A 15613-nucleotide genomic window follows, 5' to 3' on the forward strand; every position below is an offset into this window, starting at 1 on the left:
AGTCGTTATTCGTTCTAGTCAGCGTCTGGAAAAAAATTATCTGAAAAATCGTTACCGCAATAAATGGATGAATAGATGGAATTATTTATCTGAAAAATTACACGATTTTTGTCATTGTTGTTTAACTTCTTCTAGCAAATCTTTAACTTTTACTGCAAAAATACTGTTGATACATTCAACATCTTCTATATTATTTCTAAACCAAATAGCTACTGGTATTGCTGCTTGGTCAATTTTTTTCAAAGTTTCTGGACATGGGGTTTGAGTAAGTTTTAAAATTAAAGCTTCATCATTACATTCTTCAGTCAAACAACAATGACAAAAATCGTGTAATTTTTCAGATAAATAATTCCATCTATTCATCCATTTATTGCGGTAACGATTTTTCAGATAATTTTTTTCCAGACGCTGACTAGAACGAATAACGACTTGATTATCAACGCCAACAGGTTCTAAATCTTCAAGAGGTTCAATTTCCCAAAGTTCCACTGCTTGAGTTAATAATTCTCTAGGTAGAAATAATTCAACAATAGTTTTTTGCTCGCCATGGCTTTGAGGAACGTATTTGTCACTTTCATCCCAAAAATCTTTGAGCAAATTTATAATTTCTGCCCTGGAAAAATCATCTTTTTTTGTTTCGAGAAAGTAACAATTTTCAGGATTTTGATAATTATATTTTTCGCGGTTTGGAATAAACCAGGCCGACACTAAATATCGCCGATTATCCTTTTCTAAACAACTAGGTTTTACATATATCATTAAGCAACTTTTTAAATAACTGGTTTGCTGTTCTTCTCTAACATTTTTTAACTTTTCTAATAATTTATCTAAATCAGTGTAATTATTTTCACCCCAATTTTTTAATTGCTGATAATATTCAGATTTTTTAATTTCTGGTTCTATCAACAAACGGGCAATAAACTCTATCAGCGAACTATAAGAATTCTTGCGCGGAGGCATATCCAGAAGATAATTTATCATCTCCTTAATATTCTGAGGATCAGTGTAGGGCCAGTCTTCTGGGCAACAATTACCATAGACTTTTTGGAAAATTTTCCAGTCTTTTTCTTCCGCAGAAAAAACTAGACTGTTTAGTTGAAATTGCAAATCAAAAGTAGGAGGTATTTCAGACCAAATCTTTTTCAAAGCTTCCACAGAAATAGCTAGTCCTACTTTTCCCTCTCTCTCCTTATTAGTAGCGACACCCAAAACAAAACCTGTTTTTAAATCAACAATAGGTGCCCCACTATGACCTTTTTTAAGGCAGTCACTTTGAGTTATTAACAACTCCCAAGCTATAACCCTTTCATTACTTTGAGTGAGGAAATCCTTTTTACCCAAAACTCCACTAATAATTTCGAGCCTTCTTTTGTTCTCTTCACCATAAAGATAGTTACCTGCTATCTGAAAACTTCTCTCTTTTGCCTCGGATAAACATATTAGTTGTAGCAGTGGAATATGCAAAAGTCCCTCAACTCGCAACACGGCTAAATCAAAACTTTTAACATCTCCTATTGCTACAATTTCTGCCGGAATATTATTCACCAATACATTCCCATCGCCACCCACATCTTTAACAACATGGGCACAGGTAAGTAAATATGTATAAATTTTTTCTCTATAAAAAGGAAATCCAGTACCAATGTTATTTACTTCTGGTTCTTCTTTACTAGCACTGGAAATTAAAACAATAGATTCTTCTAGCATTCTAATCATCTTCTGGCGGTCTTGGTTTCAGCACTAATTTAACTTTTAAATTTGCACCCGCTTTTGCTTGAGTAATATAAAGATTACCTTTACCTTCAAAATTAAAAGCTACTTCTACCTCAGCTTGTTCTACCTTCATATCTTGATCAATTTTTTTCCAAGCTTTAGCAATAGGACGACTAATATTAGCTAATATAGGTTCAACTTTGTCAAAAGTAGATTCGACTTTTTTTATAGTACTACTAGATATGGTCTCTGCTTGATCGTCAGGAATTTCTGCTTCTACTAAAGTCCCATCTTCTAATTTAATTAATCTAGTGACCATTTGCTTTAATTACTAAATTTAACTACTATTTTATTAAAGCATATAGCATTTCTTACAGCACTTCTCATTTAAGTATCTTGGGCATTGCTGAGGGATGGGATGAATATAAGTGGGGTGAGTATCCTGCCTGCGGTGAAAATATTAGGAATGGGTAAGATGCACATTCCACAAAACACAATATAACAATTATTAAAAATTATTAGAAATGCCAGCTAAAGATATTTATCATAATACTGTGAAAACTGCCCTAGAGAAAGATGACTGGATTGTAACCAATGACCCCCTAATTATTCGCTGGGGAAAAAGAGATTTATGCGTTGATTTAGGAGCATAAAAATTAATTGCTGCTGAAAAAGATAGTCAAAAAATTGCCGTTGAAGTTAAAATTTTTTGTTGGTAAATCTGCTATAGATGATTTAGATAAAGCGTTAGGTCAATATATTCTTTACTATGATTTATTAGTAAGAACACAACCAGAAATAACTTTATATTTAGCTATTCATCAAGAAACTTATGTTGACGTTTTTGAAGACCCCATTGGTCAAGTTTTATTAGAAAATCAACGACTTAAATTATTAGTTTTCGATTAACTTCAGGAAGTAATATTAAAATGGATAACTTAGACAATTTGAGAACAGTTATTATTGAATCTCTGGGTTATTATGCTAATTTATTTTATGCAACAGGTGAAGTGAACAGGTTACTAATTGTTGATCAAGATTCTGATAATTATCTCATTCTTTTAGAGGGATGGGAAAATAGAGAAAGAGTACATGGTTGTTTAGTTCATTTGCAAATTATAGATCATAAAATCTGGATACAAAGAGATGGAATAGAGGATGGTATTGCTACGGACTTAATGGAAGCTGGCATTCCTAAAGAGCAAATTGTTCTGGCATTTAAACCGGAACATATTCGTCCTTATACTGAATTTGCAGTTAAATAGTAGTCCATATTACTAATGTGGAGCGATCGCCAATCATTCACACAGTAAGTTGGGTTTTGCTCCGCTTAAACTCAACAGTTAAGCACCCCAAATAGTAAGATTTTTTGTCGTTTTTTACCGCCATTCTCTAATGTTCTAATTAAGTCAACCTCTTATCACTTTTTCCTATATTTCTAATGCTAGTACTTTGCTAATCAACTAAAGCATGAATCAGAATATCTGTGAGAGATTTTTGCTTAATTTCATACCAAAACTTCGTGTCAACAATATCACATTTTGCACCAGCTTTAACGAGATGATCGTCTAGGAAAGTCAAACATTCTTTTGTCTCTGGATCTTCACCAATTTGTAAAAAACTAATTCCTAGTTCATAACTATTTTCTGTACCTGGAATTAGGTCGATTTTTTCAGTAGCATTAATAATTAAATTTACCAAAGCTTCTTGTTCATCAGAAATTTTATCTACTAATACTAGAATAATATCCCCATTTTTAGTTTTCTTTGCATCTCGGCGTTGAAAATAGTCATCCAGAGCATCTTCTAGACTACTTACTACATCTATTATTTCTGGAGGATTTTTTAGCTGAAATAGTTGAGCTAATTTTACTACTTCTGTGTTTGTATGCTTGATAAAAGGACTAGAAGCAAGGTAAACAGTAATTCCATCATCATCTAATGATTGACAATGCTTGGCTAAATCAATGATTTTTATTTGTGCTGCAATCCAATCTTCATAATACACATTAGAAGCAGACCAGCTTTCAAAACTTCGAGCAAAAATAAATGTGTAGTCTCGATTTTTTAGTAATGAAAGATTATCAGACATAAACTTTTACCTAGAATTTTAGTTGGGAGCAATATAGTTTTTTGCACTTATAATCAAAATAGTAACAACTCAAATAAGTGTATGTCCATTAAATTAATATGAAATTATATCATGTCCGGATAATAGCGTGATCAAAAAACTATTCTTCTTTCTTCTTCTTTCTTCTTCTTTATTTCCTCCTGACTCCTGACTCCTAACTCCTTATGCAAACCCTAAATAGGTATTAATGCTGTGACTGCATAGCGATTTGGAGATAAATATTTTTTAGCTAAATTGAGTAATTCTTGTGGTTGAAATGCTGCTATTTTTTCTGGATAACTAATTGCTAACTCTGGATTTGCTATAGTAAAATAATAACCATAAAGACCTGCTAGCTGTCCTGGACTTTCAATGGAAAACACATAATCATTACATAATAAACGCTGACACCTAGCTAATTCTACCTCTGAAATCTCTTGATTTAATAACTCATAAAGCTGATCGCCAATTCGTGCTTCTACTTCTGGAATATCTTTCGGTTCTAGCATGGCGCTAATTGTAAATAAACTTGAGTCTTGCTGCAAAGAGAAACTGCTAACAATTCCTTGCACTAAACCTAAATCTTCGCGCAATTCTCGAACCAATCTAGAATTTCTACCATCGGCTAATAATATTGACAGTAAATCCAATCCATAAGCATCATCTACCTGTTCGACTCCAGGTCCTAACCAAGCCATTGTTAGACGACCTTGTTCTAATCTTGGCAAACATATTTCCTGGCGACGAACTTCAGTTATTAACGGCTCTGCTGCTATCTCGACTCGCGGACAATGAGAAGATTTTTCGGGAAAATTGGCAAAAGCTGCATTGACTAATTCTATTACCTGGGTTTCCTCTACTCTCCCAATAACTACCACTGCCATATTCTCTGGTTGATAGTAATAATTGTGAAAACAACGCATTTCATCAACTTCTCGCTCTCTCAGAAGTTCTGCCGTACCCATAACTGAACGTCGGTAGGGATGATATTTGTAAACATTCTCCATCAATGCTTGAAAACCTATCGAATCAACACAGTCTTCTGATTGACGAATTTCTTCTAATACCACTTCCCGCTCTCTAGCAAATTCTGATTCTGGTATGGAGGCACGCAACAATAATTCTGCCAATGGATGTACTACTTCTTCTACATATTGGGCAGCAGTTGTAATAAAAAAATGAGCATAGTCGTGACTTGTAGCAGCATTTGCTATTCCGCCACGATTTTCAATTATTTGATCAAAGATTCCAGGACCTAATTTTTCTGTTCCCTTAAAAATCATGTGTTCTAGGAAGTGAGCCATACCTGACCATTTATCGGGTTCCTCCCTAGCACCTGCTCTTACCCACACATCTATCACCACTGCTGGAGTGACTGAAATATATTGATGAATAATTGTTAGACCATTATCCAGCTTGAAAACGTTAGCTGGAAAATTAGGAGTAGAAATTACTACAGACAATTCTTTTAATAATTAAATTTGGGCTGAAATTTTATTTGCATTGAATTTTAAAATTATATAACTTTTGTATAAGATGATTTGTAATATTTAATACAATTGAATTTTAACCGTAAGTAGTATGCACCCTACAAATTTTGCAGAAAATTAGGTGTGTCAGTTCACTACTGGAGTACTTGATTGGTTGGTTTTGGTTTTCTCTTAGGAGCACAGAGCGATCGCCCTGTTTCTTCTTTCTTTGATTATGGTGCGTTACATTTCATTAATGCACCCTACTGGACTTAATTATTCGGTAAAATATATTTATATTAATTAAATTTATGAAATAGTCTCAAATATATTTGGAATTTAAACTGATTTTTGCCAAAAAAGTTGAAATGAGCTATTTAGGGGAAAAAATGGGGGAATTTGGGCTGCGATAGCACAGCTAAACGTAGTTATCGCTTCTCGTTGGCCATTTTTTCAAAGTATTGATACGTAAGAAATACAGGGTAGTTGCTTGTCAAGAAATTTTCGTGTATTTTTGAGGTAAGTGATTCGCTCTGCGTAGGTGCTTATTAAAATGAAAAGAGGATTAGTGAGTGGGAGTGCGATCGCGTAGCTGAAAAAAGTAAAGTGCGGGGAGGGTGGGAAGACAGGGAAAGTAGGAGGAATAATGGTTCTTTGATTTTTATGCCCCCCTCACCCCAAAATTCTCACTTTTAAAGGGTAAGTGAATTGAAACAGGCGTACTTTTTGGGGTCGAAAAAAGTGCCTGGTATCACGTCTAATATCATGTTCGGTTGAATACTTATAATATCTGTGGACCAAAGGCAGAAGGCAGAGGGCAGAGGGCAGAAGGGAAAGAGCAAGGTTAGAAGGCAGAAGGTTTATTATAACTGATTATCCGCAATTCGTAGCTCCCCCGGAGGGGAACATGATATAAAACGCTCAAAAAGGAGCGTATTTTAGGCGCATAGTTGGGCAGAACAATCTTAGGAAAATTCTTACTCCTACCTCCTGGCTCATTCCCATTTCTCCTGTCTTCCCCTCCTGGGAGGGGGAGGGGCGAGGGGTGGGTTGTCTCCTACCCCTACTAAAAGACTAGTGAAGCGCAAACCCTAATTATCCGGACATGATATAACAGGTCAAAAAAACAAAAGCGTAGTCAAATTTCCCAAAATGATTGACTACGCTAAAAATTTAATTTTATAGTTCTATCTCAGTTTCCACCCTGAGTTTTGTTGCTATCTAAATATCTAGATTTATCTCGATATTTATAGACGAATATTACCAATATTAACACCAGGTACATTAGCACCACCAAAAGTGCTGATAAATACTGGTTCATTAGGACCAGGAACAGTTTGAGTAAAGATTGCTGCCTGCTCTGGGTTTAGGTCTTGCCGAACTGTATAACTAGCATCTGCTAAGTTTGAGAAACCGTAGTTACCGTTGGCATCAGTAGCAACGAATATTTCATCAGCATCTCGAACAGAGTTGTTGTTTTGGTCGAAGTAAATAACAACACCGCCAATACCAGGTTCGCCAGCATCTAGGAAACCATTACCATTCAGGTCTTCAAAAGTTATCCCACTAATGCTACCAGTACCACTAGGTGGTATGGGTGGTTGAGGTGGTATAACTGGTGGGTTAGCACTGTTGCCAAAGTTGACAAAGTTAGCATCATCACCTGCAAACAGAGTTAGAGTTGGGTCTTGGTTAGTTTGGAATAGACCTGGTGGAGGAATTTGCAGGACTGTATAGGTACCAGGAGGTAAACCATCGAAGTCGTATACACCCAGTGAATCAGTAATCGCAGTACGTTCCTCATTGTCTAGAATTGAGTTATCGTTGCGATCGAGGAATACTGTAGTACCAGGAATACCATTCTCTCCTGGATCTAACAGACCATCACCGTTGATATCATTGAAAACAATACCACCAATACTAACAACAGGAAGAACAGCTTTTGGTAACCCTGTTGGGTCGTTGGCAAAATTAACAAAGTCAGCGTTATCCCCTTCTATCAAAGTGATTATCACTGGTTCTGGAGTAGTAGAGTCGGTAAAACCAGGAAATGGTTCCTGACGAATTACAAAAGTTCCTGGAGATACATTGGGGATATCATAGAGACCAAATTGATTGGTAAGTGCAAATCTTTCGCCATCATCTCGTTCCCCATTATCGTTGGCATCTATATAGATAACAGCATCAGGTAGTTGAGGTTCACCTGCATCTGCTAAACCATCTCCGTTTTCATCTATGAATGCAATACCTGAAATATTAGCAAGACCAGGAGGAGGAATTATCGGAGACTGGCCAAAGTCAATTTCCAGATTGGAATTTTCAAACTCATCAACAGTAATTGTGAGGTCTGTTAGAGTAGTAGAAGTAAAGTTGTCCGGATTTGGAATCAGACGTAGTGTGTAAGTACCTGGTAACAAACCAACAATTGCATATTCTCCATCTGTGTTTGTAAAGGTATTAGGTTCAATATCGTCATTATCAAGAATGCCATTTTCATTGATATCGACATAGATACGGAAACCAGGAACACCCCTTTCTACAAATTCGTCAGGGTCAAGGATGCCATTACCGTTAGTATCGTTAAAGTCTTGGATACCGTTACTGTTAAAGTCTTCAAAAACAATTCCAGTAATTAAGGTTTCTGGTTGGTTTCCAAAGTTGTAAACAACACTACCGTCAGCTGATACAAATGCTGGTGGAGTAGTTTGAATGAACCCTGTGCGATCAAGAATTTGTAGAAGCGGAAATGAGCCTGATACATCAGATGTATCTAGACCATAAGTACCACCTGGACCACTAATTTGATTTGGTTCAAAGCCTTGTATCTGTCCATCTGTGTGCACATCTAGGAACACCTCAACACCAGGCAAACCTACTTCCCCTTTTAGAGGTTCAAATAGTCCGTTACCATTGTTGTCAGCAAATACAATACCACTAACAGTATCTTCATCTGGTGATGTGACGTTAACACCAACGTCAACATCATTTAGACTCTGACCGAGAGGAAGATTAATTGGAGTGGGTGAGATATTGGGATCTGGTAGTACCTGACCAACAGTAACACTAATAATGGGATTACTGCTAGTTAGGAATAAGTTTTCTTGCAGAACAACATCAACTGTGTAATTCCCTGGGGTTAAACCATTAAAGACATAACGACCATCAGGATCGGTGAAAGTTTCAGGTTCACTTATATCAAGGTTTCCGTCACCGTCTAGGTCTTCGCCATCATCCAGTACACCGTTAAGGTTGAGGTCTTCACTGCTATCTAGGTTTCCGTCACCGTCTAGATCTAGGAAAACTTGAGCAGTTGGAATACCTGCTTCCCCAGGATCTTGAAAACCACTGTTGTTACTATCAGTGAAGATTACACCACTAATGCTGGTGTTGGGGTCAAAAATACTACTATCACCGAAGTTATAAACGACAGTCTGACCAGGAACAACAGGAACAATAGGAGTAGGAGTAGTGTTAACAAAACCAGCAGGTGGTGTTTCTCGTACTCTGTAGTTACCTGGTGGCAAGGTAAACCGATATTCCCCGTGAGCATCTGTAAGCGTAAATGGTTCATTAGCTTCCGCTAAACCATTATTATTGAGGTCTACAAAGATTTCGACACCTATAAGTCTTGGTTCATCCGTGTCTGCTAAACCATCACCATTGCGGTCGTCAAATTTAACACCAGTAATTGTACCCGTGCTATCAGTATTTACAATTGGGGTAGGAGTTGGAGTTGGAGGAGGGGTAGGAATTGGAGTTGGAGGATCGGGAATTATTTGTACATCAGGTTGGTTTCCAATATTCACGAAGTCAACGTCGTCACCCCCAACTATGGTAATTACTGGATCGGGAGTAATTTGTATAAAGCCTGGTTGTTGAACTTCCCTGACTACATAAGTATTAGGTGGTAAACCTTCAAAGCTATAGCTACCATCTACGTTTGTAATAGATGTAGGTTCATCGGGATCTAGAACTTGGTTATTATTGGTATCTAGGTAAATAGTGAATCCACCAAGACCAGGTTCATCTGGATCTACTATATTGTTGCCATTATTGTCACTAAATTTAGTACCAGCGATTCTGCCTGTTAATGTAACTTGACTACTAATTCTGGTAGCTTCTGTTGTAGCAGTATCAGTATCAGTGGTTACTTCTGCTGTGGCAGTGCCAGCATCAGTGGTTACTTCTGTTGTAGCAGTGTCAGCATCAGTAGTTTCCTCTGCAACAGTGCCAGCATCAGTGGTTACTTCTGTTGTAGCAGTATCAGTATCAGTAGTTTCCTCTGCAACAGTGCCAGCATCAGTGGTTACTTCTGTTGTAGCAGTGTCAGCATCAGTAGTTTCCTCTGGTGCTGGTTCTGGAACTGGTTCTGGAACTGGTTCTGGAACTGGTTCTGGAACTGGTTCTGGAACTGGAACTGGATCTACAATTACAGCATTACCAACATTCAAGATAATGGGAGCATCACCTTGCAAAACGTTAATAGGTGCATTCAGAGTAATTTCTTGATCTGGAGTAGTTTGCACAAAACCTGGTTGGGGTATTTCTCGCAGAAAGTAAGTTCCTACAGGAGGATTAGTAAAGCTAAAGTCACCAGCAACATTTGATATTGCAGCAGGTTCTGTAGGGTCTAGTATATTGTTGCCGTTTTGGTCTAAGTAGAGAGTGAAGTTAGCTAAACCAGGTTCTCCTGGATCTAGAACTCCATTGGAATTAAAATCGTTGAACTTATTCCCAATTAAGTCACCCTGAAGTAAAGGGGTGTCAGGAGCAGTACCAATATTTACGAAGTTAGAATCGTCCCCACTAGTGACAATAATAACTGGATCTGGTGTTGTTTGAGTAAATCCTGGTTGAGGTACTACTCTGACAACATAAGTATCTGGTGGTAAAGTATTAAAGCTGTACTCACCTTCATTGTTAGTAATTCTGAATGGTTCTTCTGGATCAAAGATCCCATTTTCGTTGAGGTCTAGATATACAGTAGAGTTTGATAAACCTACATCTCCTGGGTCAATAGCACCATTGCTATTGTTATCTACAAAATTGACACCGGCAATTACATTTCTTTCAGCATTACCAAAGTTGATGCCCAATAAAGTTTCTCCATCAGGTACATCAACAGTCTGAGAATCAGTTGTCAGATTGAATCCTATTTGTTGCTCTGCCTCCCGAATAGTCAGGCGAGTTGCTGGAAGATTAGGTAAGAAGTAAACACCATTAGTATCAGTGATATCAAATGGTTCACCCACATCTAGAATGTGATTACTATTGAGATCTGCATAGATAGTAAAGTTTGGTATTCCAGGCTCGTCAGGATCTAAAATACCATTAGCATTAAGATCGAGATATTTCGCTCCTTCAACATTACCAGTCCCGCTAGGAGTAACTATACCAATATCTAGAGCTATATTTGGTTGTTCTTCTTCTAGACCAGTAATTATAATTACTGAATTAGGAGTTGTTCTTGCTTCGTCTAGTTCCCTGATAACGTCAATGTTGTATTGGCCAGGGAATACGTCTACATATGAATAAAAACCAAATTCATCTGTAAAAGTACTGGCTTCCCCCTCCTCTAAAATGCCATTTCGGTTGGCATCAAGGAATACTTGGCTGTTAGAAATTCCTGGTTCCCCAGAGTCACGGACACCATTAATATTTAAGTCTTCAAATAATACACCACTAATATTACCTCTACCTGGTCCTGTCACTGGAGTGGGAACTGGAGTAGGTTCTGGAGTGGGAACTGGAGTGGGAGTTGGTGTTGGGCTACCTATGCCACTACCAAGAGCTATCCTGCTCTCTCTGACCATACTTCCACCGACTATGCTCACTGGTACTGGCAGTGGTGTAGTTGAAACAGTGCCACTGGGTGGAACCTGTCTGACAAAATATTCACCATCTACTAATCCCAAAAAGTTGTAGACACCATCTGAACGACTAATGTTAGATAATTCATTGGGGTCTTGAATACCGTTGTTATTCTGATCTAAATAGACTGTAACACCAGGTATTGCTTGATCTTCTGTATCAAAAATTCCATCCCCATCTATGTCATTAAATGTGACACCTACTATATTACCGCTCCCGCCAAGTTGGGAGCTGTTTCTCATACCATCATTCACGTTCTAACTCCTCCACCGTAAATTTATGCTATTGACACTCCCAGCGTTAAATCGCTTGATTATAACGGGGGATTCTTGCTTCACAAACTCTTAACTAGATAACAAATCAAACAAGTTGAGCTGTACCCCTGCCAGACCGTCTCCACAAGCTTTTCTTGCTCCGTCTTTACGCTGAGGAAACCTCAGCGCAGGCGGTGCGCTTTTATTGAACGGTGTGCCCCACCGCTATTAACCCTTTACTAATTCGCTACCACTCAATTAATTTACAACTTTGAAATTCATCTCATCGCTAAATCTCGCGATTATAGCAGGAGTTCTCTTTCAAGATTTTTTGATAGCGATTTGTATTTAACTAATGGCTAAAAACCACTACACCAATAATACAGATATACCTTAAATCAATATAATGCTTATCACCCAATAACGAGTAAAGCTAAAGCGCGGACGCTGAGGATTATATCAGGTTGACAAGAATGTGACAATTAGATTAGAAAATAGACTAGAATACTTTATTTTTGAGCCCATAAACAAAATTTAATTATTGAATCTTTTAGTAATATTAAGCACCCACCTAATCAAAAAATAGGGGGGTGCTATGGTGTCGGGACGTTATTAATCTATGACAAGTTCCAATTCCAGAAAAATTTTCTCCTATTTCCTGAAACCTTAAGAAAATAGATAGAAATTGACTTGAATGTAAATATCAAATCAAGCTAATTTTCTCTGTTTAATGTTTTTTTACCAATTGTCTAAAGGCTATTATTACTAATACTACTTAGGTCAAAAGGTCAAAGTTTCAACCTAAAATTTAGTAGGCATCTTGTAATTCATAGAATTCTGGAGAAATATAATCTTTACGCAATGGCCAACCCACCCAATCTTCAGACATCAAAATGCGTTTGAGATTAGGATGTCCTTCATAGATAATCCCATACATATCATAGGATTCCCGCTCTTGAAAATCAGCCGATTTCCAGATCCAATAAACGGAAGGAAGTCTAGGATCGTCTCTGGGCACAAATACCTTTAAACGTAATTCTTCTGGTTGGTCTACATCGTCCTTGACCTTAACTAAGTGATAAACACTTACCAAGTCTTGTCCAGGACCTGCATCATAAGCACATTGACATTGTAGATAGTTAAACCCATAAGCGTATAAAGCTGTAGCTAAGGGAATTAAAAATTCTCTGTCAACTTTGATCATTTCTACCCCCAGATGATCTGGTTCTAGAAACTCATGCTCAAAGCCATTTTCTGTCAGCCATTTTGAAGTTTGACCTGCTTCAACTATTGGAGCTTCTGATTCAGCCACGATTTACCTCCTCTTTTTGTGCAGCTTGCAGTGCAGGTGGTATAGGCATACCTATTGCTTCTGTCAATTCTTTTGGTGGTGTTTCACGGTCTGATGTCTTGAGATACTTACCATTCAGAATTGGTTCAACCACTTTCATATTGTGTTTAACAGTGTAGTAGCGATGTACCTGCTGCAGTTGAGCACGTTCTTGCAAAGATTCATTAGCAACTTTTTTTCTCAGCTTAATGACAGCATCAATAATTGCTTCTGGACGTGGTGGACAACCAGGAATGTAAACATCTACTGGGATTAATTTATCTACCCCACGAACTGCTGTAGGTGAATCCATACTAAACATCCCGCCAGTAATTGTACAAGCACCCATAGCAATTACATATTTAGGTTCTGGCATCTGCTCATAAAGACGCACCAAGACTGGGGCATACTTCATGGTAATTGTACCTGCAGTAATTAGTAAGTCTGCTTGCCGAGGGCTAGACCGTGGCACTAAGCCAAAGCGGTCAAAGTCAAATCTAGAGCCGATCAGAGCTGCAAATTCAATGAAGCAGCAGGCTGTACCATACAGTAGAGGCCACAAGCTAGAAAGTCGTGCCCAGTTGTAAAGGTCATCAACTGTAGTTAACACAACATTCTCTGAAAGTTCTTGAGTAACCTGGGGAGATTGCTCAATAGGATTTATAATGTTTTGGTTTTGATTAGGACTTAAGACCATTCCAAAGCTCCTTTACGCCATGCGTAGACTAAAGCAACAACTAATATTGTGATGAAAATTAGGGCTTCTATAAATGCTAGAAGTCCCAATTGATGAAAGGCCACTGCCCAAGGATATAAAAATACTGTTTCTACATCAAAGATGACAAAGACCAGGGCGAACATATAATAACGGATATTGAATTGTATCCAAGCTCCACCAATTGGTTCTACACCCGATTCATAAGTAGTTCGTCGCTCTGGGCCACGAGTTTTAGGCCGCAGTAGTTTAGATGCAGTTAAGGCAATAACTGGAACTAGGCTGCTAATTAGTAGGAAGCCTAGAAAATATTCGTAACCACTAAGAGTAAACACAATTAACCTACATTTCCTAAGTAACTAGGACTTTTATCTGTGAACATTTTGACACTTTCTAGTTAAGTTAAAGATTATAACGAGAGATTATTTTTTTAGCGATTGTTACGATTGTGCTGTTTAACCCTCATCAGACTAGAGCCACAAGCTTTTGTCACTCTAATTTTTAACTCAAAAGTCACAACAAAAAGGCTAAAAGTAGCTGTATCAAGTTGGGTATTAATCATTTGTCAATACTCATCTCCTCGAATTACACCAATTCTGTAATAATAATTAAAGATGTTCTCATAATTGCTATTCAATCTTTTGGAACTATGAGCGAGCAAGTCACTGAGGCCACAGAGGAACAGGATCGGTATGAATGTCGAGCCTGTGGATATATATATGAACCGAAGAAGGGAAGTTCTACTGGTAATATTCCGCCCGGAACTGCTTTTTCAGATTTACCCCCTGGTTGGCGCTGTCCTGTTTGTGCAGCAACTAAGGTTCAATTTGTGAATGTTGGACCAGCTGAAGGTCCTTCCGGATTCAAAGAAAACCTTGGATATGGTTTTGGTGTTAATACACTCACACCAAGCCAGAAAAATATTCTAATTTTCGGCGCTTTAGCCGCAGGATTTTTGTTTTTCTTGAGCTTATATGGTTTACGATAAGATGGCCTAAAGGCTTATTAATGATTTAATGTGATGCACTCAATAGTAAAGTCCTGGAAACAAATTTTCATAATACTAGCAGCAGTTATACTTTGTAGTGGCTGCAAAAATGCCTTTTTACCTGGAATAGGTTACAATCCCTGGGAAGTAGTTCAACTACCAACTGAGGCTAAGTTATTTGATATCGGATTTACAGGTAATCTTGACCATGGTTGGATTGTTGGTGGTAATGCTACTCTCTTAGAGACTACTGATGGTGGTAAAACTTGGCAACCTAAAAGTATTGATATAGAAGAAAGAGTTCGCTTGACTTCAGTGAGTTTTAATGGTAAGGAAGGGTGGATTTTAGGACAGCCTTCTTTACTTCTACACACGGATGATGAAGGAGAGTCTTGGAATCAGATTCCTCTAAGTTCTAAATTGCCAGGTGCCCCTAATACTATTATTGCTCTTGGGCCTAATTCTGCTGAGATGACTACTGATGTGGGAGCTATCTATCGCACAGAAGATGTTGGCCAACATTGGCGCGCTCAAGTAGAGGATGCTGTGGGAGTAGTGAGAAATATTTCCCGTTCTCCTGATGGTAACTATATTGCTGTTTCGGCAAAGGGTAATTTTTACTCTAGTTGGGAACCAGGCCAAAGAGCTTGGACTCCTCATAATCGTCAAGACTCTCGCCGTTTGGAAAATATGGGGTTCACTGATGATGGTCGTTTATGGCTATTAGCACGAGGAGGCCAACTGCGGTTTAGCGATCCAGAAAATCCTGAAGAGTGGGGAGAAGCTATTACTCCAGAATATGCCACAAGTTGGGGTTTATTAGATTTGGCTTATCGAACTCCTGATGAAATTTGGGTCTCTGGTGGTAGTGGTAATTTACTTCGCAGTGTTGATGGCGGTCAGACTTGGGAAAAAGACCGTGATGTAGAGAATGTTCCAGAAAATTTCTACAAAATTGTTTTTATTAACCAAGAAAAAGGTTTTATTCTTGGTCAAAGAGGAACTGTGTTGAAATACAATGGTTCAGCAGTTTCAGAAGCAGCTTGAAACTCAATACAATATGCGGTCAGACCCCGCGACGACGCCAGTCGCAAGGGAACGCTACCAAGAGATCAGAGAAAAATTCTTCCTCATAATTTTAATTGAGTAGTATCACTCAGGTGG

The 15613-nt window shown here is 38.0% G+C and carries 14 protein-coding genes; 5 read left to right on the plus strand and 9 right to left on the minus strand.

What is annotated here, in order from left to right:
* Positions 1–111 precede the first annotated feature (111 nt).
* The gene (locus F6K13_RS02555) at positions 112–1707 is read right to left on the minus strand and encodes a trypsin-like peptidase domain-containing protein (RefSeq protein WP_287286773.1); all 1596 of its coding nucleotides are present in this window, start codon (positions 1705–1707) and stop codon (positions 112–114) included.
* 1 nt (position 1708) lies between these two features.
* Entirely contained in the window at positions 1709–2032 is a 324-nt protein-coding gene (locus tag F6K13_RS02560; protein WP_124143444.1) for a CU044_2847 family protein, read from the minus strand.
* Positions 2033–2237: 205 nt separating this feature from the next.
* Here F6K13_RS02560 and F6K13_RS34860 point away from each other — a divergent pair, with 205 nt between their 5' ends.
* Genes F6K13_RS34860 through F6K13_RS02570 form a run of 3 tightly spaced genes read left to right on the plus strand, consistent with a single transcriptional unit; the run spans position 2238 to position 2978 of the window.
* Positions 2238–2366, plus strand: a complete 129-nt coding sequence (locus F6K13_RS34860) for an element excision factor XisH family protein (protein ID WP_338043129.1) — start codon at positions 2238–2240, stop codon at positions 2364–2366.
* Between the two features lie 40 nt (positions 2367–2406).
* On the plus strand, positions 2407–2622 hold the full coding sequence (locus tag F6K13_RS34865; RefSeq protein WP_338043130.1) for an element excision factor XisH family protein: 216 nt from the start codon (positions 2407–2409) through the stop codon (positions 2620–2622).
* Positions 2623–2642: 20 nt separating this feature from the next.
* The gene (locus F6K13_RS02570; RefSeq protein WP_124155246.1) at positions 2643–2978 is read left to right on the plus strand and encodes a XisI protein; all 336 of its coding nucleotides are present in this window, start codon (positions 2643–2645) and stop codon (positions 2976–2978) included.
* A gap of 190 nt (positions 2979–3168) precedes the next feature.
* Here F6K13_RS02570 and F6K13_RS02575 read toward each other — a convergent pair whose 3' ends face one another.
* The 7 genes from F6K13_RS02575 to F6K13_RS02605 form a co-directional block, all read right to left on the minus strand.
* Positions 3169–3804 carry a hypothetical protein gene (locus tag F6K13_RS02575; RefSeq protein ID WP_124143446.1) on the minus strand — a complete coding sequence of 212 codons (636 nt, stop codon included), beginning with the start codon at positions 3802–3804 and terminating at the stop codon, positions 3169–3171.
* Between the two features lie 212 nt (positions 3805–4016).
* A complete protein-coding gene (locus tag F6K13_RS02580; RefSeq protein ID WP_124143447.1) occupies positions 4017–5285 on the minus strand; it encodes a pitrilysin family protein in 1269 nt (422 codons plus the stop codon).
* A gap of 1253 nt (positions 5286–6538) precedes the next feature.
* The gene (locus F6K13_RS02585; RefSeq protein ID WP_124155245.1) at positions 6539–11416 is read right to left on the minus strand and encodes an SdrD B-like domain-containing protein; all 4878 of its coding nucleotides are present in this window, start codon (positions 11414–11416) and stop codon (positions 6539–6541) included.
* Positions 11417–12224: 808 nt separating this feature from the next.
* On the minus strand, positions 12225–12728 hold the full coding sequence (locus tag F6K13_RS02590) for an NAD(P)H-quinone oxidoreductase subunit J (protein ID WP_124143450.1): 504 nt from the start codon (positions 12726–12728) through the stop codon (positions 12225–12227).
* A complete protein-coding gene (gene ndhK / locus F6K13_RS02595; protein ID WP_287243473.1) occupies positions 12721–13443 on the minus strand; it encodes a photosynthetic/respiratory NAD(P)H-quinone oxidoreductase subunit K in 723 nt (240 codons plus the stop codon). The genes F6K13_RS02590 and ndhK overlap by 8 nt, the downstream gene beginning before the upstream one ends.
* Entirely contained in the window at positions 13434–13796 is a 363-nt protein-coding gene (ndhC, locus tag F6K13_RS02600) for a photosynthetic/respiratory NAD(P)H-quinone oxidoreductase subunit C (protein ID WP_287243474.1), read from the minus strand. Before ndhC ends, ndhK begins: the two co-directional genes overlap by 10 nt.
* Positions 13797–13891: 95 nt before the next feature.
* Positions 13892–14023: a hypothetical protein gene (locus F6K13_RS02605; RefSeq protein WP_275670445.1), complete on the minus strand. Its 132-nt coding sequence runs from the start codon at positions 14021–14023 to the stop codon at positions 13892–13894.
* Between the two features lie 87 nt (positions 14024–14110).
* Between F6K13_RS02605 and F6K13_RS02610 the strand changes: the two genes are divergently transcribed.
* Both F6K13_RS02610 and F6K13_RS02615 read left to right on the plus strand, forming a co-directional pair.
* Positions 14111–14449 (plus strand): rubredoxin, encoded by a 339-nt coding sequence (locus tag F6K13_RS02610; RefSeq protein ID WP_124147173.1) that lies wholly within the window; start codon positions 14111–14113, stop codon positions 14447–14449.
* 33 nt (positions 14450–14482) lie between these two features.
* The gene (locus F6K13_RS02615; protein WP_124147172.1) at positions 14483–15496 is read left to right on the plus strand and encodes a photosynthesis system II assembly factor Ycf48; all 1014 of its coding nucleotides are present in this window, start codon (positions 14483–14485) and stop codon (positions 15494–15496) included.
* Positions 15497–15613: the final 117 nt, after the last annotated feature.

The sequence above is a fragment of the Okeania sp. SIO2B9 genome (assembly GCF_010672505.1).
GTDB classification, from domain to species: domain Bacteria; phylum Cyanobacteriota; class Cyanobacteriia; order Cyanobacteriales; family Microcoleaceae; genus Okeania; species Okeania hirsuta.

Bases quoted from the DNA above. Each gene is read 5' to 3' on its own strand.
- ndhK (WP_287243473.1), bottom strand. From the start codon at position 13,443: ATGGTCTTAAGTCCTAATCAAAACCAAAACATTATAAATCCTATTGAG.
- F6K13_RS02555 (WP_287286773.1), bottom strand. From the start codon at position 1,707: ATGCTAGAAGAATCTATTGTTTTAATTTCCAGTGCTAGTAAAGAAGAA.
- F6K13_RS02560 (WP_124143444.1), bottom strand. From the start codon at position 2,032: ATGGTCACTAGATTAATTAAATTAGAAGATGGGACTTTAGTAGAAGCA.
- F6K13_RS02605 (WP_275670445.1), bottom strand. From the start codon at position 14,023: ATGATTAATACCCAACTTGATACAGCTACTTTTAGCCTTTTTGTTGTG.
- F6K13_RS34860 (WP_338043129.1), top strand. From the start codon at position 2,238: ATGCCAGCTAAAGATATTTATCATAATACTGTGAAAACTGCCCTAGAG.
- F6K13_RS02615 (WP_124147172.1), top strand. From the start codon at position 14,483: ATGCACTCAATAGTAAAGTCCTGGAAACAAATTTTCATAATACTAGCA.
- F6K13_RS02610 (WP_124147173.1), top strand. From the start codon at position 14,111: ATGAGCGAGCAAGTCACTGAGGCCACAGAGGAACAGGATCGGTATGAA.
- F6K13_RS02575 (WP_124143446.1), bottom strand. From the start codon at position 3,804: ATGTCTGATAATCTTTCATTACTAAAAAATCGAGACTACACATTTATT.
- F6K13_RS02570 (WP_124155246.1), top strand. From the start codon at position 2,643: ATGGATAACTTAGACAATTTGAGAACAGTTATTATTGAATCTCTGGGT.